Here is a 21179-nt window from a genome sequence, read left to right as displayed (position 1 = left end):
CAGATGTGGAAGCCCGGTAACGGGTGGAGCTGACTGGTACTAATAGGCCGAGGGCTTGTCCTCAGTTGCTCGCGTCCACTGTGTTAGTTCTGAAGTAACGAACTGTGTTCATATCCGGTTGGTTAACTTCATAGTGTTTCGGTGGTCATAGCGTTAGGGAAACGCCCGGTTTACATTCCGAACCCGGAAGCTAAGCCTTTCAGCGCCGATGGTACTGCAGGGGGGACCCTGTGGGAGAGTAGGACGCCGCCGAACAATCATTGTGGGAAAGCCCCGCACCAGCCCTTACGGGCTCGGTGCGGGGCTTTTCTGCGTCCGGGGCCTTTGGTCACGGGAAAACAGAGGTGAAGGTTGCCGGCGTGCTGGCTAGGATCCCCAGGCATGAGCGAGCACGTGATACGTCCGGTACGGGCGGACGAGTGGGCGAAGGCGAAGGCGTTGCGGATCGCGGCGCTGCGGGATCCGGCCGCGTCGGTGGCCTTCCTCGAGACCGTCGAACAGGCCGAGGGCCGGACCGATGAGTTCTGGCAGGAGCGGACCGCGGCGGCTTCGGCCGGTCGAAGGGTCCGGCAGTTCGTCGCGGAGGCGCCCGACGGGGAGTGGAACGGGTCCGTGACGGTCCTCGTCGAGGAGGCCGGCACGACCGACATCTTCGAAGCGGCGATCGAGCAGACGCAGGGGCATCTCGTCGGTGTGTTCGTGCGTCCCGCGCAGCGCGGGACGGGACTCACCGAAGCGCTGTTCGCGGCCGCGCTGGAGTGGGCTTGGTCGCTGGACGGGCCGACGCTGGAGCGCGTGCGGCTCTTCGTGCACGAGGACAACGCGCGGGCCGCGGCCTTCTACCGGCGCTTCGGGTTCCGGGCGAGCGGGACCGTCGTCCCCATGCCGGCGGATCCCTCCGCGAAGGACCTGGAGTACGTGTTCGCGCGCCCTTAGCGGCCCGGGTCGCCGACCGCCCGCTGTCCTGGTGTTCCGGGCAGCGGGCGGAGGCGTATGCGCTAGCGGGTGGTGACGGGGAGGTCGGCCTCCGGCCAGCGGGAGCGTGCCTGCTCGCGGCTGCGGCACAGGGCGACGAGGGGGAGCGTGTCGTCCTGGAGGAGCTGCGGGAGCTGCGGGATCGGGGCGACGGCCGCGATGTCGTCGAAGACGAGGGCCAGTGGTGGGTCGAGCCGACCGTGGGATGACCGTTCGGCCATGCGGCGGCCGTGCTCGACCACGCTGGAGGCGAGTGCGGTCAGCAACGGCATCGCACCCGGGTGGGTGCGGGGATCTTCCAGGGGTTCACCCACCACGTACAGGGTGCCCCCTTCCGACACGAACGATGCCAGGGCGAGGGAATCGTTTCGGTTCGGGGTGCAGGATTCCCGGATGTGGATCGAGGACAGGGCGCTCAGGGCCCGGGCCGTCAGGTGCTGGGCGGCCTCGCGGCGTTCGGGGTGGGCGGTCAGCGCGCTCTCCAGCTCCCCGGCCGCGCCGGGAGCGGCAGTCGCCGCCTGGGGGTGGGTGCGGAGGATGCGGACCGGTTCTTGGGCGTTCGTCCCCTGTGCCCAGCGGTGGAGCTGCTTGAAGGGCCGGTCGTCCAGGGCTGCGGCCTGGAGCCAGCTGCGCAGGAGGGTTTCCGCGGTCTCCGCGATCGCGCTGTCCATGCGGGCTTGGGGGCGGACCGGGGCGAGGAGTGCGATGGCGCGGGCGGCGGCGGTGGCGCGGTCCGCGCAGCCTTCTGTGGGGTTCCAGTGGATGCGGGCCGGCGTGTCGCAGAGGTGGGAGGGGTCGTAGAGGAGGACGGGGCCGAGCTTGGCGCGGGCGTCCTTGGTCTGGGACCAGAGGGTGGGGGAGGAGGTGATGACGAGGACCGCGCCGGTCGCTGCCGCGATGGCTTCTGCGGAGGTCTTGTGGCGGGCCTCCGGGGGTGCGTATGCGAGCCGGCGGAGGGGTGGGGTGAGGTATGGGCCCTGCGGGCCGGGCCGGTGGGTGGGGGTGTAGCCGAAGCCGTCGCGGTACGGCTCGTCCGTGGGAGGCGCGGTGTTCGTGCCGGGGGCTCTGCCCTCGGGGCCGCGTGCCACTGGAGTGGTGGCCTGGGCCGCGGGGGCCGCGGGGGCCGTGGGTGGGTGCGGGGCGGTTGCCGGGGGCCGGCCCCCGGGCCCCCGCGCCTCAGACGCCGGCGGGGCTGGATGGTGTTCCGGCCCGGCTGGATGTGGTCCTGGCGGGGTCGGAGTTGGCTGGGCCGTGGGTGGGTGCGGGGCGGTTGCCGGGGGTTGGCCCCCGGGCCCCCGCGCCTCAGACGCCGGCGGGGCTGGATGGTGTTCCGGCCCGGCTGGATGTGGTCCCGGCGGGGTCGGAGTTGGCCCCAGGGGGGCGGGATGGGGCTGGGTCGGATGTTGTCTGCGGCGGGAGGTGGTGCGGGCGATGACGCCCAGGGTGAAGATCGTCAGGACCAGCAGGATGAGGAGCTGGCTGATGAACAGGCCCCAGAACAGGCCCCAGCCCGAGAGGTCCGCGGGGGCGGTGTCCGGCCAGGCCGCCGGAATGTCGTGGGGGTGAGCTATCAGCGAGCGGACCGCGGTCGGGGTGCGGGTGAAGGTGACCGTGTCCGGCCAGGCGCCCTTGGTGAACAGGGCCCCCAGGCCGGTGGCCGTCCAGACGAGGACGGCCAGGCCGAGGAGCAGGGCGAGGAGGCCGACCAGCAGGCCGTCCGGGATGCCGCCCTGGGTGCCGCCGTGAGAGCGGTCCGTGCGTTCGGGCATCTTCAGGCCACCGTTGTCGCCGAGCCACCGCCGTTGCGGTGGCGTTCCATCAGGAGGGCGCGTTCCTCCGCCTCCAGTTCGGCGGCGAGGAGGTCGTCGGGGAGCCGGTGCTGGACCGAGGACTCGGTCATGGCGCGGTCCGTGTAGACGAGGGGGCGTTCGGCTTCGGTGATCAGGTGTTTGACGACCTGGACGTTGCCGTTGACGTCCCACACCGCGATGCCGGGAGTGAGGGTCGGGATGATTTCCACCGCCCAGCGGGGCAGGCCGAGGACGCGGCCGGTGGCCCGGGCCTCGTCTGCCTTCTGAGCGTAGATCGTGCGGGTGGAGGCCATCTTGAGGATGGCCGCCGCTTCGCGTGCGGCCGCGCCGTCGACCACGTCGGAGAGGTGGTGGACCACGGCGACGAAGGACAGGCCCAGGCGGCGGCCGAACTTGAGGAGCCGTTGGAACAGCTGGGCCACGAAGGGGCTGTTGATGATGTGCCAGGCCTCTTCGACGAGGAAGATGCGCTTCTTTCGGTCCGGGCGGATCCAGGTGTGTTCCAGCCATACGCCGACGATCGCCATCAGGATCGGCATCGCGATGGAGTTGCGGTCGATGTGGGAGAGGTCGAAGACGATCAGCGGGGCGTCGAGGTCGATGCCGACGGTGGTCGGGCCGTCGAACATGCCGCGCAGGTCGCCGTCGACGAGGCGGTCGATGACGAGCGCCACGTCGAGGCCCCAGGCCCGGACATCGTCTATGTCGACGTTCATCGCGAGCGCGGATTCCGGCTCCGGGTGGCGCAGTTGTTCCACGATGTCGGTCAGGACGGGCTGGCGGTCGGTGATGGTCTCGACGACGTAGGCGTGGGCGACCTTGAGGGCGAAGCCCGAGCGCTCGTCGAGGCCGTGGCCCATGGCGACTTCGATGATGGTCCGGAGCAGCGCGAGCTGGCCGGTCGTGGTGATCGCCGGGTCGAGGGGGTTGAGGCGGATCCCGTCGTCGTTGGCGGCGATCGGGTCCAGGCGGATGGGGGTTATTCCCAGCTGCTGGGCGATGAGGTTCCACTCGCCGACGCCGTCCTCGCCCTGGGCGTCGAGTACGACGACCTGCCGGTCCCGGAAGCGGAGCTGGCGCAGGACGTAGGTCTTCTCGAGAGCCGATTTGCCGTTGCCCGACTCGCCCAGGACCAGCCAGTGCGGGGCCGGGAGCTGCTGGCCGTACAGCTGGAAGGGGTCGTAGATGTAGCCCTTGCCGCTGTAGACCTCACGGCCGATGATGACGCCGGAGTCGCCGAGTCCGGGGGCGGCGGTGGGCAGGTAGACGGCCTGGGCCTGGCCGGTGGAGGTGCGTACGGGGAGTCTGGTGGTCTCGACCTTGCCGAACAGGAAGCTGGTGAAGGCGTCCGTCAGGGCGGACATGGGATCTCGCATGGGCGGCCATTCCCTCCAGCTAGCGTCGGATGCCGGTGGCGAACGGCAAGGTGTTGACGAAGGCGCGGTGGTGTTCGCGGTCGCACCACTCGAGCTTCAGGTAGGACTTGCCGGCGGAGGCGCGGATGGTCCGCTTGTCGCGGGCGAGGGCTTCGGGTGAACGCGAGGACACAGTGATGTACCCGACCAGGTTGACTCCGGCCGCACCGCTCGCGAGATCTTCACCCCGCTGGTCGAGCCGGCCGTGGGCGGCGATGTCGCGGGGGTCGACGGTGCGGTTCATCTTCGCGGCGCGGCTGGCGTCCGCCTCGTCGTTGGTCTTCTCGGTGAGCATGCGCTCGATGGCGATCTCGGTGGGCTCCAGGTCCATGGTGACGGCGACGGTGCGGATCACGTCCGGGGTGTGGACGAGGAGCGGGGCGAGGAAGTTGACGCCCACGGGGGTCATCGGCCATTCCTTGACCCAGGCCGTGGCGTGGCACCAGGGGGCGCGGGTGGAGGACTCGCGGGTCTTGGCCTGGAGGTAGGTCGGTTCCACCGCGTCGAGTTCGGCGGGCCAGGCGTTGCGCTTGGTCATGGCCTGGATGTGGTCGATGGGGTGGTCCGGGTCGTACATGGAGTGAACGAGGGAGGAGAGCCGTCCTTGGCCCAGCGGCTGGCGGACGCGGATGTCGGCCTCGGCGAGGCGGGCGCAGATGTCGGTGAGCTCGCGGGCCATGACGATGGCGAGGCCGGCGTCGCGGTCGAGCTTCCTGCCCTTGTGCGGGGTCGCGGCGCGGGCGATGGTGTGGGCCTCGGCGGCGAGTTCGCGGGTGAAGTGGATGCAGGCGACGAGGTACGCGCGGTGCTGCTCGGAGGAGGTGGACACCATCGACTGGAGCTGGCCGTACGAATCGCGCAGCCAGGCGGGGGCGTTGGTGTCGCCGCGCAGGGCGACGTCCTTGTCGTGTGCTTCGGGGTCCGCGGGCAGGGTGCGGACGAGCATCTGCAGGCGGGTGACGAAGCCGTCGCCGTTGGCGACGTGCTTGAGGAGGGTGCCGAAGCGGTCCACGAGGGCCTCTTGGTCCTCGCTGTCGCGCAGGCCGACGCCGGGGCCCTCGATCTCGATGGCGGCGGTGACCGTTCTGCGGTCCGCGTGGAGGAGGACGGCGATCTCGTCGGGGCCGAAGGGGGCGGCGAGCCAGTTGATGCGGCCGATGCCCGGGGGCGGGCCGACCTCGACCTCGCGGCCGTCCGCGGCGCGGATGCCGGCTTCCATGGCGCCCGAGCGGAACGTCGTACCGCGGCGCAGGGTGCGCTTGTAGCTGCGGTTGATCTCGAACCAGCGGTAGAAGGTGCGGCCGCGGTAGGGGACGTAGACGGCGGCGAGGGCGAGCAGGGGGAAGCCGGCGAGGGTGACGATGCGCAGGGTGAGGGCCGGGACGAGAAGTCCGCTCATCATGCCGAGGAAGGCGCCGGCGATGATCAGGGCGATCTCGCCGGTCTCGCGGTTCTTTCCGACGATCGCGTTCGGCCGGGCCCGGCCGATGAGATACGTGCGGCGGGGCGCGACCGGGTGGAGCTGGTGGGACTGGGTCGTCACCGCCCGTCACCTCCTGTGTTCCTCGTGCTGGAGCCCGTACGGGGCGGGGGTGCCGCGGCCGGGCCGGCGCCGCCGCTTCCGCCGCCGGAACCGCGGCTGCTGTGTGCGGCCATGCCTCCGGAGATCTGGTTGGCGCCGCCACCGGCGCCGCTCGCGCTGTGGGCGCCACCGCCGCCGCCACGGCTGCTGTGGGTCTTGATGCCCTGGGAGACGAGGGAGGCGGGGGAGCTGATGACGGCGGCCGCCTGGGCGCCGTCGGTGGCCTTGCTGCGGTTGGTGCGGGCGGAGGCGATCTCGTCGCCGAAGCCGGGGACGAAGCGGTAGATCATCGCGGAGGCGAAGATCGCCAGGAGGATGATGGCGAGGCCGGAGACGACCGCGGAGAACGAGTTGGGGCCCTTCTCGCCGGCCAGGGCCCCGGCGAGGCCGAGGACGATGACGATGACCGGCTTCACGAGGATCACCGCGATCATGATGCCCGCCCAGCGGCGGACGTGGCCCCAGAGGTTGCGGTCGACGAGGCCGGCGTAGACGACGGTGCCGAGCAGGGCGCCGACGTAGAGGAGCGCGGCGCGGATCACGAGCTCGAGGCAGAGGACGCCGGCGGCGACGACGGTGACGAGCGCGACGACGATCAGCATGATCGGGCCGCCGCCGATGTCGTCGCCCTTCTTGAGGGCCTCGGCGAAGGAGCCGAAGAACACGTCGGTCTGGCTGCCGGTGGCGGAGGCGATGACCTCGGTGACGCCGTCGGTGGCGGAGACGACGGTGTAGAGGACGAGGGGGGTGAAGGCGGAGGCGATGACGGTCAGCCAGAGGAAGCCGATGGCCTCGGACATGGCGGTGGCGAAGGGGACGCCGCGGATGGCTCGTTTGGCGACGGCGAAGAGCCAGAGGACGAGCGTGAGGATGGTGGAGGCGGCGAAGACGATCGCGTACTGCTTGAGGAACGTGCCGTTCGTGAAGTCGACGTTGGCGGTGCCGTTGACCGCCTTGCTGAGCTCGCCGACGATCCAGGCGGCGGCGTCGGCGCAGCCCTTGGCCAGGGAGGAGAGGGGGTTGAGGGCGTCTGTGGGGTCGCTGGGGGCGAGGCCTGTGCGGGGGGGTTGGGTGGCGTTTTCGCCGCGTTCGCAGTATTCCCGGGCAGGCCCCGCGATCAGCCCGCAGGCGTCCTTGCTCGCACTCGGTGACGGCGTCGGGGTGGGTGACGGCGCGGCCGTCGCGCGGGCGGCGAGGAAGATGACCGTGGTCTGCACGGCAGCTGCCGCGGCACCCATGCCGCGGAGTGAGAGCCTGTGGCTACCGGGCATAGGTGAAGCCTCCGAATTCGGTGACGGCGCGGCCGATCTCGTCGGAGGAGGACACCGGGTTGTCACCGGTGACCGGGGTGGGGCCGTCCGTCTGGGCGGTTTCGACGACCTTCCAGTCGGACCCGCTCCACTTGAGCGTCAACGAGATGGTGAACCAACCGTTGGTCACAGGGCGGGTGGACTTCTCGCCGGTCAGGCCGAACATGCCGATGCACCAGACGTCGACGGTGGCGGCTCCGCCGGCGTAGCTCTTGACCTTGGCGCCGACCGGCACGGTACGGCTGACGAAGGTGGATCCCGTCGGCGCGAAGCCGTCCTTGGTCAGACCGATCTGCGAGAGCAGGCCGGCGGAGTAGTCGGCGTCGAATCCGCTCTGAAGCTTCGTTCGGGTGCTGTCGTCCGCGACGGCATCGACGATGGCGTGCCGGCGGGCCGGATTGAACATGCCGTCAGAGCCCAGTGCCACGGCGTAGTTGGACGCTGCCGACTGGGCTCCCTGCTGGTCTTGCGGGAATCCCGACGGCACCCCTGACGACTTGTTCCCCACCGGGGGGACGCCCGTGGCCGTCGTGGGGTTTGTTGTGGCGGGTTTGTCCGAGGGTGGGGGGGTGGGGGAGTGGGACTGGTTCGCGAAGGCGATGGCCGCGATCAGGAGGACCACTACGCCGACGGCCGTGATCAGGCCGCGTGAGGCGCGGGGGGTGCGGCGGGGGGTTCCGTACGGGTCCGAGGCGGATTCCGGGAGGCGGGTACGGGTCTGGCCCGTGCCGCCGACCTCGCCGTGGCCCGCGCCGCCGCCACCGTATTGGTCGTCGTTGCTCATTCGGTGTTCGCCCCCTCCGCGTCGTCCGACGGTAGCGCTGGTATCCGCGCAGGCGCGGCGTCGTGGGTCTCCATCAGGGCTCTGGCTAGACGGCCATTCCGTACACGATGGTGAAGAGGGTGCCGAGGGAGCCGATGATGAAGACGCCCGTCAGGCCGGCCACGATGAGGCCCTTGCCCTGTTCCGCGCTGAAGGTGTCGCGCAGTGCGGTCGCGCCGATGCGCTGTTTGGCCGCGCCCCAGATGGCGATGCCCAGGCAGAGCAGGATCGCGACGGCCATGACCACCTCGACCATGATCTTCGCTTCGTTGCCGAGACTGCCGAACGGGCCCCAGTTCGGGGCGATTCCGCCGATGATGGTGGTGATGTCGCCTTTTTCGGCTGCCAGGATCATGTAACTCACCGCCCGTATATGGGTAGTTCCGGTAGCCCGTGCCCGGACGGCAGGGGTCACGCACTATCTTCGCTGATGAAACCGCCGTCGTATGTCGACTTCGCGGGTCTCTTTACCCGATCTGTCGCACCTGGTTCCGCTCGTGTGCCCTGACCTGGGGTCGGGCGGCGTGTGGGGGAAAGAACGTATGGTCACTCTGTGTATCACGAGGGGTGACCGCGGGCAATGATTGCCGTCTCGCCGTACGGGGTGGTCGCCGAGGGGCCGCCGTTCGGCGCAACGGGGTCGCTCGACCAAGGCCGGCCGGGGGTGGTGCCTGCGGCCGGCCGTCCGGTTGCCGGGCGTGCCGGGTTACGTGGCGTAGAGGTTCGAGGTGAAGGGGCCGAACCGGGTCTCGCCGGGGTGGATGGACCCGACGACCGGCCCGGTGCACCAGCGGCCGGCGGTGATGAGGACGGGCTTGTCGGTGTGGTTGGCGATCACGGCGGGGCCGTCGTGCATGACGCAGCCGGACGGCTCGTGGACCGGGTGGCCGTTGATGACCAGGTCGCCCGAGGACGCGTACGCGGAGCCGCCGAGGCCGAGGGTGAGGGTGGCAGCGGCCGCGAGGGTGCCGAGGGTCGTGGTCGGTCGTCGCATGGGGGGAACCTCCAGTGGGACCGTTCGATGACGATCATCTTCCGGTTGCGTGGCTCACCGTATTGGCACAATAGCTCAGCGTCGTGCCCGTGCGGGGGCGTATGGATGCGCGAGGGGCGCACAGGTGTCCGGCGGGCGCCGTTCAGCCGGTACGGGGTCGCGCGCCGCCGCTACGGGGTCCCGCGCCGCGGCTACGGGAGCCAGTGCGCGGGGCGGTCGAGGGAGTCCGGGAGGCGGGTCGCGGTGTTGCCCCGGGCCGCGTTGAGCTGGGGCTGCGTGAGGAAGAGGGCGTCCCGCAGGTCGGCGCCCCGGAGGTCGGTGTCGCGGAAGTCCGCGCCGATCAGGTCGGCCGTGCGCAGGTCGGCGCCGCTGAGGTCGGCGGCGATCAGGTAGGCGCCGCGCAGGTTCGCTCCGCGCAGGTCCGCGCCGCGCAGTCGGGCGCCCATCAGGTCGGCGCCGCGGTGGTTCTTCCCGCGGCCCGCCGCCTTGGCCCGTACGAGCTCGCTGGCCTTCAGCAGGAGGACGTTGGCCTGCCGGCGCAGGGGGGCGATGTCGAAGTCCGCGAGGGCCTGCGGTGTCGCCTCGGTCCACCGGGTGGTGTCGGCCAGTGCGGTGCGCAGGTCCGCGTGGACGGGGCGGGCGGCGGGGAGGGTGAGGGCCTCGGCGAGGTAGAAGAGCAGCTCGTGCAGTTGCCGCATCACCGGGAAGACCTCGAACATCGCGCCGGCCTCGGCGGGGTTCGCGCGCCAGTCGCGGCCGCCGAAGGTGACCTGGGAGACCTGCTGGCCCGCGCCGAAGCAGTCGAAGACGGTGCAGCCGGGGAAGCCGGAGTCGCGCAGCCGGGTGTGGATGCCGCAGCGGAAGTCCTGCCGGAGGTTCTTGCAGGGGGTGCCGGCCGGTTTGTTCGCGGCGAAGTCGCTGGACTTGGCGAAGGGCAGGGCGACGCAGCAGAGGGCGAAGCAGTTCGCGCAGTCCGCCTGCAGGACGGGGAGCGGGGCGGGGAGCGGGGCGGGGGAAGGATCGGGCACGTCGACATTGTCCCCCGATGGGACCGGGCGGGGTGCGTGGGGAGCGGGGGCGAGGTGCCGGCGGGGCTGCCGTCCTGTGGAAGGGCCTTGATCGCGGGGGAGGGGGCGGCCAGCATCGGGGTATGACCGAAGTGATCGCAGTAGCCGTCATCACCTTCCTCGCCGTCATCAGTCCGGGCGCGGACTTCGCCATGGTGGTCCGCAACAGCTACCTCTACGGACGGCCCACCGGCCTGTTCGCCGCGGCCGGGGTCGCGGCCGGTGTGCTGGTCCACGTCTCGTACACGATGCTCGGGGTGGGTCTGCTGATCGCCTCCTCCGCGGAGCTGTTCACCGTGATCAAGCTCGCGGGCGCCGCGTACCTGGTGTGGGTCGGGGTGCGGACCTTCCGCGCGCGGGCCGAGGTGACGGTGGATCTGGAGACGAAGGCCGCTCTGACGCCCCTGGGGGCGTTGCGGACCGGCTTCCTGACCAATGTGCTCAATCCGAAGACCACGCTGTTCGTCGTGTCCACCTTCACCCAGGTGGTCGGTCCGGGTACCGCGGTGTGGCAGCAGGCCGGCTACGGGCTGTTCATGTCGGCGGCTCACCTGGGCTGGTTCTCGGCGGTGGCGCTGTTCTTCTCCAACTCCCGTCTGCGCGAGCGGATGCTGAAGGCGCAGAAGGCGCTGAACCGGGCCATCGGCTCGGTGCTGGTGGGGCTCGGGGTGGGGCTGGGGTTCGCCCGCTGAGTGGGGGCGGAGGGTCTGGCGCCGCGGGGTTACCTGTCGGTAGCGTGGCTCGCATGGGTGCCGAGAGTGCTGCCGAGAGCGATGTCGAGGGGTTCTACGAGCGGGTCGACGCGGGGCGGTTCCGGGCGACCGCCCATACGCGCGGGCCCTGGGACCCCGGCTCCCAGCACGCCGGTCCGCCGGCCGCGCTCCTCGGGCGCGCGGTCGAGGAACGGCCGGGCGCCCGGGACGACATGCGGATCGCCCGGATCACCTACGAGATCCTGCGCCCCGTACCGATCGGGCCCCTGGAGCTGACGACCAGTGTCCTGCGGGCCGGCCGGAGCACCGAGGTCGTGGAGGCCGCGCTCGCCCCCGCCGGGGCCGCGCCCGTGATGCTGGCGCGCGCCCTGCGCATCCGGGTGGCGCAGGAGCCCGTACCGGCGGTGGTGCCGGGGCCGGAGCTGCCGCCGCCCGGGGAGGTGGGGGTGACCCCGTTCTTCCCGGTGCCGTGGGAGCGGGGCTACCACGCGGCGGTGGAGACGCGCTTCACGCGGGGCGCCTTCGTCGAACTGGGGCCGGGCACCTGCTGGATGCGGATGAAGGTGCCGCTCGTGGCCGGTGAGGAGCCCCGGCCGCTGGACCGCGTCCTGGTCGCCGCGGATTCGGGCAACGGCATCAGTTCGGTCATGGACTTCGGGCGGTACGTCTTCGTCAACGGCGACCTCACCGTGCACCTGCACCGCCATCCGGTGGGCGAGTGGGTGTGCGTGGAGGCCCGTACGAGCGTGGACGGGGCCGGCATCGGTCTCGCCGATGCCCGCCTGCACGACGAGAAGGGTCCGATCGGGCGGAGCGCGCAGAGCCTGTTCGTGGCGCCGCGGTAGCTACGGGCGAGGGGGCGGCCGGGGGCGCGTTCGTGGCGCGGGGCCCGGTCCGCAGGGGATCCGGCGGGGGAAGCGTGCCTTCGTGGCGCCGCGGGCCCCGGGTCGTGAGCCGGAGCGCACGAGAGCCTTGCGCGTACCGGTTACTACGGCGGCCCCGGAACGGGATGATTCGACACGGGATGGCGGGAGTCCCGGGAAAAGCCGTTCGATGGGGGAAGGTTGGCGGGTGCGCAGAGTCTGGGTGGTCGGTGGAATCAGCTTCGGGGCGTGCCTGTGCTTCATGGCCCTGCTCGTGGTGGGTACGTACTCGGCCGCCGCGGGCATCGCGAGCGGCGGCGGCCGTGCCGTGGGACTGGCGAAGGGCGCCGTGCCGGGGAAGTACCAGGCCCTCGTGCAGAAGTGGGGCAACCTGTGCCCGACGCTCACCCCGGCGGTGCTGGCGGCGCAGCTCTACTCGGAGAGCGGCTGGAATCCGGGTGCGGTGAGCCCGGCCGACGCCCGGGGGATCGCGCAGTTCATTCCGGGGACGTGGGCGACGCACGGCATCGACGGTGACGGGGACGGGGACCGCGACATCTGGGATCCGAACGACGCGATCCCGTCCGCGGCCTCGTACGACTGCGAGTTGGCCCGGTACGTGGGCAAGGTCCCGGGGGATCCGGTCAGCAACATGCTGGCCGCCTACAACGCCGGCCCCGGCGCGGTGACGCAGTATCAGGGCGTCCCGCCCTACCGGGAGACGCAGGGCTACGTGAAGACCATCACGACGCTCGCCAAGAGCTTCGAGGCGCCCGTCGGGAGGGTCGCTCCGTCCCAGCAGGCCGCCGGTGCCATCTACTTCGCGCAGAAGCAGTTGGGGACGCCGTACCTGTGGGGCGGCAACGGGACGGCCGACCAGGGCGGGCGGTTCGACTGCTCGGGGCTGACCAAGGCCGCGTACGAGTCGGTGGGGATCGACCTGCCGCGGGTGGCGAACGACCAGTACAACGCGGGGCCGCACCCCTCGCGGGGCGAACTGCTGCCGGGCGACCTGGTGTTCTTCTCCGATGATCTGACGAACTCTCGGGAGATTCGGCATGTCGGGCTCTACGTGGGCGGCGGATACATGATCAACGCGCCGTTCACCGGCGCGGTGATTCGCTTCGACAAGATCGACACACCTGACTACTTCGGCGCGACGCGGGTGACCAAGGATGGCGCGGAAGCGCTGCCGAGGCGCGAAAACGCCGGTAACGCAACGTGAACCCAAGGCCCTGAGCTGCGACGATGAGTCACTCTTCGATAACGTTGAGGTGATCATTCCGTGGAGAGTGGCACGGAGCCGCCAGAACGGGCGTTCCATGGTCACGGGGGCGGGAACACCGGACTGATCACCGGGGGGAGCAGGGGCGCACACAGGGGTGCGTCCGCGGGGTACCAAGGCAACGGCAAGGGGCCGCATCACCATGGCTGGACTCACAACTGGTGGGCCGAACGTGGATGTAAGCCTGCTGTACGAGATCAACGGACTGACCCGGCACGCCCCGGGCTGGCTGGACCGGACGGTATCCGTCATCGGTGAATACGGGATCCCGCTCGCCCTCGTGCTCCTCGTGCTGTGGTGCTGGCGCGGAGCGCGCCGGCAGGACGACGCCGCGGCCGCCGAGTCGCTCGCCGCGCTCGTGTGGGCCCCGCTCGCCGCCGCGGGCGCGCTGCTCCTGAACGTCCCGCTGCGGGAGTTCGTGGCCCGGCCGCGGCCGGCCCAGCAGCACGGCGGGGTGGAGGTGCTGGATCCCGGCGCCGGGATCGGACACGGCCCCTTCTCCTTCGTCAGCGACCACACCACCCTCGCGATGGCGCTGGGCGTCGGCCTGTTCATCGCCCACCGCAGGCTCGGCCTCGTCGGGATCGGGCTGGCCCTGTTGGAGGGCTTCACACGGGTCTACACGGGCGTCCACTACCCGACGGACGTCGTCGGCGGCCTCGCGCTCGGCACCGCCGTGGTGCTGCTGTTCGCCCCCCTCGCGATGGCGCTGCTGACCCCGGTCGTGCGGGCGGTGGCCCGGTCCCCGCGGCTGGGCGTACTGGTCCGGGCCGAAGGACGGGCGCTGCCCCGCCCGGTGGACCTCGCTCCGGCCCCGCCGGCCGTGCGCGGCCACGAGAGCGACCTCGCCGCCTGACGGCGCCCCGGGCTGCCCCGGCGCCGCCGGACAGCGGTACGCCGCCCGGCGTGCCGGAGCGTGCCGGACCGTCAGCCGACGGCGTAGAAGTCCCATGCGGACAGCGCCACGGCCACGAGCAGGCACAGCACGGCGCCCCCGAAGCACAGTCGCACCGCCGCCGGGCGGGAGCGCGGGGTCACGGATCGCCGCCGTCCGCGCCCTCGACGGCCCGCGCCTCGTCGCGACGGTAGCGGGAACGCAGCCACACGCCGGTGGCGAAGGCCGCGGTGGCGGTGGCCCCGACGGCCAGGGCCACGTCGGCCGGTCCGTCCGCCGTGCCGACCGGTCCGTCCGCCGCGCCGACCGGTCCGGCCCAGGCCGTGGCGGCCGGGGCGAGCGCGAGGAGAAGTGCCCAGAGGAGGGCGGCGAGGCGGGGTGCGGGTCCGGGCATGAGTCAAGGGCATCCGCTCCCGGGCGCGTCGGCCAGCCGGGCCGTCCGAACGGGCGACCCGGCAACGCGGCCAGGTGCGGTGCCGGGCGTCGCGGGCCCGGCAAGATCCGAAAGGGACGGCCTAAGCCGGAGCGTGCCCGGCGGCGTCCTTGCGGGACAGGTCGCGGGAGCGGCGGGCCGGTCCGCGCCAGCCGCAGGTACAGGCGGCCAGGGAGAACGAGCCGCGCTCCGAGGTGCTCGTGGAGTGTCCGACGGGCTCCTGGTCCACCGGTCCGAGGGGATCGCGGGGCAACGGGAGGGCGGCGAGCGGAGGGACGGGAGTCGCTTCGGTGTGCGGGTCCACGGCACCACGGTACCGGGCCGGGCGGCGGGGGGCCCGCCCCGTGCCGGTCGCTGCTGCGGGACGGGGCCGTGTGGGGCCCGTTGACCCCGAGCGGTGCGGGGCGCGCACGGGCGGCTCAGGGGCCGGGGCGCGTCGGCGAGCCGTTCGTGCGGGAGTCCGGGCCGTGACGGGAGCCCCCGGACCTCGTTAAGCGGAGCGGGTGGGCCTCGGGCAAACAGCGGTCACGCGTTGGGGGTTGGCAGGCGATGGTGGTGCACCAGCACAGGCACGGGCCTGGACGCGCTGAAGCGGCGTTCGCGGTCTGCCTGGCTCTCACGGTGGCGGCGTTGAGCGGATGCGGCGGCGACGCGGTCGCCGGAGACGACGCGCGGCCCGCCGGCGACCCGGCGGCAGTGGTTCGCGGAGCCGCCGACACGCTGGTGAGGACCGGGAGCGCGCGGGCCCGTACGGCGATGGAGATGGCGACCGGCGGCACCCGGGTCACGATCCGGGGCGAGGGCGGTGTCGACTTCAAGAACCGGATGGGCCAGCTCCTGGTGATGCTCCCAGACGACGCCCGGGGACAGGCCGAGCACCGGCCCATCACCGAACTGCTGGTGCCCGGCGCCCTCTACATGAAGAACCGGGGCGCCGGCGTCCCCGACGACAAGTGGGTACGGGTCGACACGACGGCCCTCGCCGACGGGAACCTCGTCACGGGCGGGGCCACCGACCCGATGGCCGCCGCCGAGCTGCTGCGCGGCGCGCAGGAGGTGAGTTACGTCGGCGAGACCGAGGTGGCCGGGACCAAGGTGCGGCACTACCGGGGTACGACCGACATCGCGCGGGCCGCGGCGGCCGCCTCGCCGGCGGTCAAGGGGGCGCTGGAAGCGGCGGCGAAAGGGTTCAGCAAGGGCACGGTGCCGTTCGACGCGTACCTCGACGCCGAGGGCCGGCTGCGGAAGGTCCGGCACCGTTTCACCTATGTCAACAATGGCGTGATCGATGTGTCCTCCACCACGCTGCTCTACGGCTTCGGAACTCCGGTCGCCGTCGTATTGCCGGCAGAAGGGGACATTTACGCAGGGAAGATCGCCGACTAGCCGCCCGGGCCCTCGCGGGGCGGCGCGATCGGGCCATGGCCGGCCATCGGTCCAGTGTGGGGGGGCCGGAAATGGTCCATCCGTGTCATGCGCGCCGGCCCGTGCGCTCCCTAGGCTGGGAAACCGAGCGCCGACGACCGGACGACGGCAGAGAGAGGTGACACGAGTGACACCCGCTGGCGGTACGACGGTGCAGGACAACGTGGCTCTCGCCGAGATCGAGCTGTGCGGCGAGCTGATCATCGCGGCGTCGGCCGCGGCCGGTGAGCGGCTGAGCCAGGACCGCATCGACGAGGTGCTGATGGGCATCTGGTCGGGCTGACCCCGCCGCCGGTCGGGTGCGCGGCGGCCGGTGGGCGCCCCGCGGCCGGTCCGGTGCGTCCGTGCCGGTCCGGTGCCGTCCGTGCCGGTCAGGTGCGCAGCAGCCGGGCGATCGCCTTGGTCGCTTCCTCGACCTTGGCGTCGATCTCGCCCCCGCCCTTGACGGCCGCGTCCGCGACGCAGTGCCGCAGGTGCTCCTCCAGCAGCTGGAGCGCGAAGGACTGCAGCGCCTTCGTGCTGGCCGAGACCTGGGTGAGTATGTCGATGCAGTAGACGTCCTCGTCGACGAGGCGCTGGAGCCCCCGGATCTGGCCCTCGATCCGCCGCAGCCGCTTGAGGTGCTCGTCCTTCTGGTGGTGGTAGCCGTGCACCGTGCCGGGAGCCGTGTCGGTGCCCGCTTCGGCTCCGGAGCCCTCCGCCTGGATGGCAGTCATGCGTCCTCCCGTGGTCCGGATCGAGGGATGCATACCCCTCATGGGTATAGGGTACCGGCCCTTCGTCGTGAGGACAGGGGCCCGCTGCTCCTCACTCTGCCTGATGGAGGACACTGGGGAACCGCCGGTTAGCCGTGGCCGGGGGATGCGCCTAGCATCAGCCTGACCGAATCCAATGCACCCCGAGGACCTCACGTGCGATTTCGTCTGACCCCCAGGGAGACGAGCTTCTACGACATGTTCGCCGCATCCGCGGACAACATCGTCACGGGCTCCAAGCTCCTGATGGAACTGCTCGGAGCGGACTCCTCCGCCCGAGCCGAGATCGCGGAGCGGATGCGGGCAGCGGAGCACGCGGGGGACGACGCCACCCACGCGATCTTCCACCAGCTCAACTCTTCCTTCATCACGCCGTTCGACCGCGAGGACATCTACAACCTGGCGTCCTGCCTCGACGACATCATGGACTTCATGGAAGAGGCCGTCGACCTGGTCGTCCTCTACAACGTGGAGGAGCTCCCCAAGGGCGTCGAGCAGCAGATCGAGGTACTGGCGCGCGCGGCCGAACTGACCGCCGAGGCCATGCCGCACCTGCGCACCATGGAGAACCTGACCGAGTACTGGATCGAGGTCAACCGCCTCGAGAACCAGGCCGACCAGATCCACCGCAAGCTGCTCGCCCAGCTCTTCAACGGCAAGTACGACGCCATGGAGGTACTGAAGCTCAAGCAGATCGTCGACGTGCTCGAAGAGGCGGCCGACGCGTTCGAGCACGTCGCGAACACGGTGGAGACCATCGCGGTCAAGGAGTCCTGAACCTCGTGGACACCTTTGCCCTGATCGTGACCATCGGTGTCGCGCTCGGTTTCACGTACACCAACGGTTTCCACGACTCGGCGAACGCGATCGCGACCTCGGTCTCGACCCGTGCGCTGACCCCGCGCGCCGCGCTCGCGATGGCCGCGGTGATGAACCTCGCCGGCGCCTTCCTCGGCAGCGGGGTCGCCAAGACGGTCAGCGAGGGCCTGATCGAGACGCCCCACGGGAACCGGGGCATGTGGATCCTCTTCGCGGCGCTGGTCGGCGCGATCGTGTGGAACCTGGTCACCTGGTACTTCGGCCTGCCCTCGTCCTCCTCGCACGCCCTGTTCGGCGGCATGGTGGGCGCGGCGCTGGCGGGCGGCACCGAGGTGATCTGGTCGGGTGTGATCGACAAGGTCGTCATCCCGATGTTCGTCTCGCCGGTCGTCGGCCTCATCGTCGGTTACCTGGTGATGGTCGCCATCCTGTGGATGTTCCGCCGTGCCAACCCGCACAAGGCCAAGCGCGGATTCCGCATCGCGCAGACGGTCTCCGCGGCCGGCATGGCCCTCGGCCACGGTCTGCAGGACGCGCAGAAGACCATGGGCATCGTGATGATGGCCCTGGTCATCGCCGACGTGCAGAGCGAGGGCGCCGCGATCCCGGTCTGGGTCAAGATCGCGTGTGCCGTGATGCTCTCGCTGGGCACGTACGCGGGCGGCTGGCGCATCATGCGCACCCTCGGCCGCAAGATCATCGAGCTGGACCCCCCGCAGGGCTTCGCGGCGGAGACCACCGGTGCCTCGATCATGTTCGGTTCGGCGTTCCTCTTCCACGCGCCGATCTCCACCACGCACGTGATCACCTCGGCGATCATGGGTGTGGGCGCCACGAAGCGGGTGAACGCGGTCCGCTGGGGCGTCGCCAAGAACATCATCTTGGGCTGGTTCATCACCATGCCGGCCGCCGCCCTCGTGGCCGCGCTGAGCTTCTGGATCGTGAACCTCGCCTTCGTGAAGTAGCCGTACGGCCGCCCGAGCGGCGGCGGACGAAAGCGGGCCGGCTCCCCCCACCCAGGGGGAGCCGGCCCTTTCGCCTTGCGGTGGCACCGCCATGCAGCACCGCAGGACGTGGGTGTCCGCGGTCGGCTCAGCCGAAGCGGCCCGAGATGTAGTCCTCGGTCGCCTGGACGGACGGGTTGGAGAAGATCCGGTCCGTGTCGTCGATCTCGATGAGCTTGCCGGGCTGGCCGACCGCGGAGAGGTTGAAGAAGGCGGTGCGGTCGGAGACGCGGGCCGCCTGCTGCATGTTGTGCGTCACGATGACGATCGTGAAGCGCTCCTTGAGCTCGCCGATCAGGTCCTCGATGGCAAGGGTGGAGATCGGGTCGAGGGCCGAGCAGGGCTCGTCCATCAGGAGGACCTGCGGTTCGACCGCGATGGCACGGGCGATGCACAGGCGCTGCTGCTGGCCGCCGGAGAGTCCGGAACCGGGCTTGTTCAGGCGGTCCTTGACCTCGTTCCACAGGTTGGCGCCCTGCAGGGACTTCTCGACGATCTCGGACAGCTCGGACTTCCGGAAGGATCCGTTGAGCCGCAGGCCCGCCGCCACGTTGTCGAAGATCGACATGGTGGGGAAGGGGTTCGGGCGCTGGAAGACCATGCCGACCGTGCGGCGGACCGCGACCGGGTCCACGCCGGCGCCGTAGAGGTTCTCGTCGTCCAGGAGGACCTTGCCCTCGACGCGGCCACCGGGGGTGACCTCGTGCATGCGGTTCAAAGTGCGCAGGAAGGTGGACTTGCCGCAGCCGGACGGGCCGATGAAGGCGGTCACGGAGCGGGGCTCCACAGTCATCGAGATGTCGTCGATGGCCTTGTGGGTGCCGTAGAAGGCGGACAGTCCGCTGACGTCGATTCGCTTCGCCATGGTGGTCACTTCGCTTTCGTACAGTCGCGTCAGCGACCGGTCTTCGGGGCCTTCCAGCGGGCGATGCCGCGGGCCACCAGATTGAGGATCATGACGAAGGCGATCAGGACGAGCGCTGCGCCCCATGCCCGGTCGTAGGACGCGTCACTGCCGACCTTGTACTGCTCCCAGATGTACAGGGGGAGCGAGGACTGGGCACCTTCGAAGGGGTTGTTGTTGATCAGCTGGGAGCCGAAGACCAGCAGCATGATCGGAGCGGTCTCACCGGCGATGCGGGCCACTGCCAGCATGACACCGGTCGAGATCCCGCCGATGGCGGTCGGGAGCACGACCTTCAGGATCATGCGCCACTTCGGCACGCCGAGGGCCAGGGCGGCCTCGCGCAGCTCGTTCGGGACGAGCTTGAGCATCTCCTCGGTGGAGCGGACCACGACGGGCATCATCAGGATCGACAGCGCCATGGAGCCCGCGAAACCGGAGGGGCCGAAGCCGAGCATCAGGTTCCAGGTCGTCAGGATGAACAGACCCGCGACGATGGAGGGGATGCCGGTCATGACGTCGACGAAGAAGGTCACGGCCTTGGCCAGCGCGCCCCGGCCGTACTCGACCAGGTAGACGGCGGTCAGCAGGCCGATCGGCGCGGAGATCGCGGTGGCCAGGGCGACCTGCTCGATGGTGCCGAGGAGGGCGTGGTAGACGCCGCCGCCCGGCTCGAAGCTGGTCACGCCGTTCATCGAGTGGCCGAGGAAGTCCCCGTCGAGGACCTTCATGCCGCGGCTGATGGTGGTCCACAGCAGCGAGAGCAGTGGGACGACGGCGAGGACGAAGCAGACCCAGACCACGGAGGTCGCGACCCGGTCCTTGGCCTGACGGCGGTTCTCGATCACCGAGCTGGCCGTGTACGTGACGACCACGAAGAGGATGGCCGCGAGCAGACCCCACTGGATCTTGCTGTGGAGGCCGGCGACGGCGCCGATGCCGCAGCCGAGGGCGATCGAGAGGACCGCGATGGCGGCCGGGGCCCAGCGGGGCAGGCTGCCCTGCGTCAGGCTGGTGGGGGCGACGGACTTGCGGGCCCCAGAGGGGCGCGGGTCCTGGAGTGCGTGGCTCATCAGGCGTTCGCCCCCGAGAAGTCCTTGCGACGGGCGATGATCAGCCGGGCGGCGCCGTTGACCAGCAGGGTGAGCAGGAAGAGCACGAGACCGGAGGCGATCAGGGCGTCGCGGCCGAACTCGTTGGCCTCGTCGAACTTCGCGGCGATGTTCTGCGCGAACGTGCCGCCGCCCGGGTCCAGGATGTGGCCGGAGATCAGGAAGCTGGGGGAGAGGACGGTCGCGACGGCCATGGTCTCGCCCAGCGCGCGGCCGAGGCCGAGCATCGAGGCGGAGATCACTCCGGAGCGGCCGAAGGGCAGTACCGATATGCGGATGACTTCCCAGCGGGTCGCGCCGAGGGCCAGGGCGGCCTCCTCGTTCATGCGCGGGACCTGCAGGAAGACCTCGCGGCTGACGCTGGTCACGATCGGGAGGATCATGATCGCGAGCAGGATGCCGACGGTGAAGAGCGAGCGCGCGACACCGACCTGGGTCTTGTCGAAGACGTAGGTCCAGCCCATGTACTCGTCGAGCCACAGGTTCAGGCCGGCCAGCTGCGGGACCAGGAAGAGGGCGCCCCAGATGCCGTAGATGATCGACGGCACGGCGGCCAGCAGGTCGACCACGTAGGCGAGGGGGGAGGCCAGCTTGCGCGGCGCGTAGTGCGAGATGAAGAGGGCGATGCCGACGGCGATCGGAACCGCGATGGCCATCGCGATGATCGAGCTGACGACGGTGCCGAAGAGCAGGACGGCGATGCCGAAGACGGGGGGCTTGGCCGACGCGTTCCAGTCGAACGTGGTGAGGAAGTTGCCCTCGTTGTCGGCCAGGGCGATCGAAGCGCGGTAGGTGAGAAAGACGGCGATCGACGCCATGATCACCAGGAGCAGGATGCCGGATCCCTTGGAGAGGCCGGCGAAGATCTTGTCACCGGCGCGGCCGGTGGACCTTCCGCTCTTGGAGACCGGCGGAGCCGGGTCTATCTGGGTGGGTGTGGTGGTAGCCATGATCTTTCCGGTCTGGATGGGGGGCAGGCCCCCTGGCGGCGGTG

23 protein-coding genes and 1 rRNA gene are annotated in these 21179 nt (G+C 70.7%); 10 read left to right on the top strand and 14 right to left on the bottom strand.

Annotated elements, in window-relative coordinates; translation table 11 throughout:
* The first annotated feature begins 137 nt into the window (after window positions 1-137).
* Both rrf and ACFWBY_RS02640 read left to right on the top strand, forming a co-directional pair.
* A 5S ribosomal RNA gene (gene rrf / locus ACFWBY_RS02645) occupies window positions 138-255 on the top strand.
* A 126-nt stretch (window positions 256-381) separates the two neighbouring features.
* On the top strand, window positions 382-936 hold the full coding sequence (locus ACFWBY_RS02640; protein WP_385330311.1) for a GNAT family N-acetyltransferase: 555 nt from the start codon (window positions 382-384) through the stop codon (window positions 934-936).
* A 62-nt stretch (window positions 937-998) separates the two neighbouring features.
* Here ACFWBY_RS02640 and ACFWBY_RS02635 read toward each other — a convergent pair whose 3' ends face one another.
* From ACFWBY_RS02635 to ACFWBY_RS02600, 8 genes are all read right to left on the bottom strand, one after another.
* Window positions 999-2744 (bottom strand): type VI secretion protein, encoded by a 1746-nt coding sequence (locus ACFWBY_RS02635; RefSeq protein ID WP_385409616.1) that lies wholly within the window; start codon window positions 2742-2744, stop codon window positions 999-1001.
* A 2-nt stretch (window positions 2745-2746) separates the two neighbouring features.
* Complete coding sequence (locus tag ACFWBY_RS02630) at window positions 2747-4162, bottom strand: ATP-binding protein (protein ID WP_385330317.1); 1416 nt, start codon at window positions 4160-4162, stop codon at window positions 2747-2749.
* Between the two features lie 19 nt (window positions 4163-4181).
* Entirely contained in the window at window positions 4182-5744 is a 1563-nt protein-coding gene (locus tag ACFWBY_RS02625; RefSeq protein WP_385330319.1) for an SCO6880 family protein, read from the bottom strand.
* The gene (locus ACFWBY_RS02620) at window positions 5741-7054 is read right to left on the bottom strand and encodes a hypothetical protein (RefSeq protein ID WP_385330322.1); all 1314 of its coding nucleotides are present in this window, start codon (window positions 7052-7054) and stop codon (window positions 5741-5743) included. Before ACFWBY_RS02620 ends, ACFWBY_RS02625 begins: the two co-directional genes overlap by 4 nt.
* Window positions 7044-7877: a hypothetical protein gene (locus ACFWBY_RS02615; RefSeq protein WP_385330324.1), complete on the bottom strand. Its 834-nt coding sequence runs from the start codon at window positions 7875-7877 to the stop codon at window positions 7044-7046. Before ACFWBY_RS02615 ends, ACFWBY_RS02620 begins: the two co-directional genes overlap by 11 nt.
* An 85-nt stretch (window positions 7878-7962) precedes the next feature.
* Complete coding sequence (locus tag ACFWBY_RS02610) at window positions 7963-8271, bottom strand: hypothetical protein (protein ID WP_112452163.1); 309 nt, start codon at window positions 8269-8271, stop codon at window positions 7963-7965.
* 351 nt (window positions 8272-8622) lie between these two features.
* Window positions 8623-8910 carry a hypothetical protein gene (locus ACFWBY_RS02605; RefSeq protein ID WP_385330328.1) on the bottom strand — a complete coding sequence of 96 codons (288 nt, stop codon included), beginning with the start codon at window positions 8908-8910 and terminating at the stop codon, window positions 8623-8625.
* Window positions 8911-9101: 191 nt separating this feature from the next.
* Window positions 9102-9938, bottom strand: coding sequence for a pentapeptide repeat-containing protein (locus ACFWBY_RS02600; protein ID WP_385330332.1), 837 nt, complete (start codon window positions 9936-9938; stop codon window positions 9102-9104).
* A gap of 122 nt (window positions 9939-10060) precedes the next feature.
* On the opposite strand from ACFWBY_RS02600, the gene ACFWBY_RS02595 reads away from it, so the two are divergent.
* The 4 genes from ACFWBY_RS02595 (at window position 10061) to ACFWBY_RS02580 (ending at window position 13694) form a co-directional block, all read left to right on the top strand.
* Window positions 10061-10669 (top strand): LysE family translocator, encoded by a 609-nt coding sequence (locus ACFWBY_RS02595; protein WP_385330334.1) that lies wholly within the window; start codon window positions 10061-10063, stop codon window positions 10667-10669.
* Window positions 10670-10722: 53 nt separating this feature from the next.
* Window positions 10723-11535, top strand: coding sequence for a thioesterase family protein (locus ACFWBY_RS02590; protein WP_385330337.1), 813 nt, complete (start codon window positions 10723-10725; stop codon window positions 11533-11535).
* Window positions 11536-11776: 241 nt separating this feature from the next.
* A complete protein-coding gene (locus tag ACFWBY_RS02585) occupies window positions 11777-12778 on the top strand; it encodes an NlpC/P60 family protein (RefSeq protein WP_385330852.1) in 1002 nt (333 codons plus the stop codon).
* A gap of 202 nt (window positions 12779-12980) precedes the next feature.
* Entirely contained in the window at window positions 12981-13694 is a 714-nt protein-coding gene (locus ACFWBY_RS02580) for a phosphatase PAP2 family protein (RefSeq protein WP_385330340.1), read from the top strand.
* A gap of 178 nt (window positions 13695-13872) precedes the next feature.
* On the opposite strand, the gene ACFWBY_RS02575 is transcribed toward ACFWBY_RS02580, so the two are convergent.
* Both ACFWBY_RS02575 and ACFWBY_RS02570 read right to left on the bottom strand, forming a co-directional pair.
* On the bottom strand, window positions 13873-14127 hold the full coding sequence (locus ACFWBY_RS02575; protein WP_385330343.1) for a hypothetical protein: 255 nt from the start codon (window positions 14125-14127) through the stop codon (window positions 13873-13875).
* 121 nt (window positions 14128-14248) lie between these two features.
* The gene (locus tag ACFWBY_RS02570) at window positions 14249-14470 is read right to left on the bottom strand and encodes a hypothetical protein (RefSeq protein WP_385330346.1); all 222 of its coding nucleotides are present in this window, start codon (window positions 14468-14470) and stop codon (window positions 14249-14251) included.
* A 245-nt stretch (window positions 14471-14715) separates the two neighbouring features.
* Here ACFWBY_RS02570 and ACFWBY_RS02565 point away from each other — a divergent pair, with 245 nt between their 5' ends.
* Window positions 14716-15552, top strand: coding sequence for a hypothetical protein (locus ACFWBY_RS02565; protein ID WP_385330349.1), 837 nt, complete (start codon window positions 14716-14718; stop codon window positions 15550-15552).
* A gap of 166 nt (window positions 15553-15718) precedes the next feature.
* Window positions 15719-15874: a hypothetical protein gene (locus tag ACFWBY_RS02560; RefSeq protein ID WP_214952274.1), complete on the top strand. Its 156-nt coding sequence runs from the start codon at window positions 15719-15721 to the stop codon at window positions 15872-15874.
* Window positions 15875-15962: 88 nt separating this feature from the next.
* On the opposite strand, the gene ACFWBY_RS02555 is transcribed toward ACFWBY_RS02560, so the two are convergent.
* Entirely contained in the window at window positions 15963-16307 is a 345-nt protein-coding gene (locus ACFWBY_RS02555; RefSeq protein ID WP_385330353.1) for a metal-sensitive transcriptional regulator, read from the bottom strand.
* Window positions 16308-16502: 195 nt separating this feature from the next.
* Between ACFWBY_RS02555 and ACFWBY_RS02550 the strand changes: the two genes are divergently transcribed.
* Window positions 16503-17123 (top strand): DUF47 domain-containing protein, encoded by a 621-nt coding sequence (locus ACFWBY_RS02550; RefSeq protein ID WP_214952272.1) that lies wholly within the window; start codon window positions 16503-16505, stop codon window positions 17121-17123.
* A 5-nt stretch (window positions 17124-17128) separates the two neighbouring features.
* Window positions 17129-18130: an anion permease gene (locus ACFWBY_RS02545; protein ID WP_385330358.1), complete on the top strand. Its 1002-nt coding sequence runs from the start codon at window positions 17129-17131 to the stop codon at window positions 18128-18130.
* A gap of 127 nt (window positions 18131-18257) precedes the next feature.
* On the opposite strand, the gene pstB is transcribed toward ACFWBY_RS02545, so the two are convergent.
* Genes pstB through pstC form a run of 3 tightly spaced genes read right to left on the bottom strand, consistent with a single transcriptional unit; the run spans window position 18258 to window position 21135 of the window.
* Window positions 18258-19034, bottom strand: a complete 777-nt coding sequence (gene pstB, locus ACFWBY_RS02540) for a phosphate ABC transporter ATP-binding protein PstB (RefSeq protein WP_385330361.1) — start codon at window positions 19032-19034, stop codon at window positions 18258-18260.
* A gap of 29 nt (window positions 19035-19063) precedes the next feature.
* The gene (gene pstA, locus ACFWBY_RS02535; RefSeq protein ID WP_385330364.1) at window positions 19064-20146 is read right to left on the bottom strand and encodes a phosphate ABC transporter permease PstA; all 1083 of its coding nucleotides are present in this window, start codon (window positions 20144-20146) and stop codon (window positions 19064-19066) included.
* Window positions 20146-21135, bottom strand: coding sequence for a phosphate ABC transporter permease subunit PstC (pstC, locus tag ACFWBY_RS02530; protein ID WP_385330367.1), 990 nt, complete (start codon window positions 21133-21135; stop codon window positions 20146-20148). The genes pstA and pstC overlap by 1 nt, the downstream gene beginning before the upstream one ends.
* Window positions 21136-21179: the final 44 nt, after the last annotated feature.

Source organism: Streptomyces sp. NPDC060049 (assembly GCF_042736715.1).
GTDB lineage: Bacteria > Actinomycetota > Actinomycetes > Streptomycetales > Streptomycetaceae > Streptomyces.
This window is presented reverse-complemented; position numbering and strand designations above follow the sequence as displayed.

Coding starts and splice junctions, on each gene's coding strand:
- ACFWBY_RS02640 (WP_385330311.1), top strand. CDS start 382: ATGAGCGAGCACGTGATACGTCCGGTACGGGCGGACGAGTGGGCGAAG.
- ACFWBY_RS02635 (WP_385409616.1), bottom strand. CDS start 2,744: ATGCCCGAACGCACGGACCGCTCTCACGGCGGCACCCAGGGCGGCATC.
- ACFWBY_RS02630 (WP_385330317.1), bottom strand. CDS start 4,162: ATGCGAGATCCCATGTCCGCCCTGACGGACGCCTTCACCAGCTTCCTG.
- ACFWBY_RS02620 (WP_385330322.1), bottom strand. CDS start 7,054: ATGCCCGGTAGCCACAGGCTCTCACTCCGCGGCATGGGTGCCGCGGCA.
- ACFWBY_RS02615 (WP_385330324.1), bottom strand. CDS start 7,877: ATGAGCAACGACGACCAATACGGTGGCGGCGGCGCGGGCCACGGCGAG.
- ACFWBY_RS02610 (WP_112452163.1), bottom strand. CDS start 8,271: ATGATCCTGGCAGCCGAAAAAGGCGACATCACCACCATCATCGGCGGA.
- ACFWBY_RS02605 (WP_385330328.1), bottom strand. CDS start 8,910: ATGCGACGACCGACCACGACCCTCGGCACCCTCGCGGCCGCTGCCACC.
- ACFWBY_RS02595 (WP_385330334.1), top strand. CDS start 10,061: ATGACCGAAGTGATCGCAGTAGCCGTCATCACCTTCCTCGCCGTCATC.
- ACFWBY_RS02590 (WP_385330337.1), top strand. CDS start 10,723: ATGGGTGCCGAGAGTGCTGCCGAGAGCGATGTCGAGGGGTTCTACGAG.
- ACFWBY_RS02580 (WP_385330340.1), top strand. CDS start 12,981: ATGGCTGGACTCACAACTGGTGGGCCGAACGTGGATGTAAGCCTGCTG.
- ACFWBY_RS02575 (WP_385330343.1), bottom strand. CDS start 14,127: ATGCCCGGACCCGCACCCCGCCTCGCCGCCCTCCTCTGGGCACTTCTC.
- ACFWBY_RS02565 (WP_385330349.1), top strand. CDS start 14,716: ATGGTGGTGCACCAGCACAGGCACGGGCCTGGACGCGCTGAAGCGGCG.
- ACFWBY_RS02555 (WP_385330353.1), bottom strand. CDS start 16,307: ATGACTGCCATCCAGGCGGAGGGCTCCGGAGCCGAAGCGGGCACCGAC.
- pstB (WP_385330361.1), bottom strand. CDS start 19,034: ATGGCGAAGCGAATCGACGTCAGCGGACTGTCCGCCTTCTACGGCACC.
- pstA (WP_385330364.1), bottom strand. CDS start 20,146: ATGAGCCACGCACTCCAGGACCCGCGCCCCTCTGGGGCCCGCAAGTCC.
- pstC (WP_385330367.1), bottom strand. CDS start 21,135: ATGGCTACCACCACACCCACCCAGATAGACCCGGCTCCGCCGGTCTCC.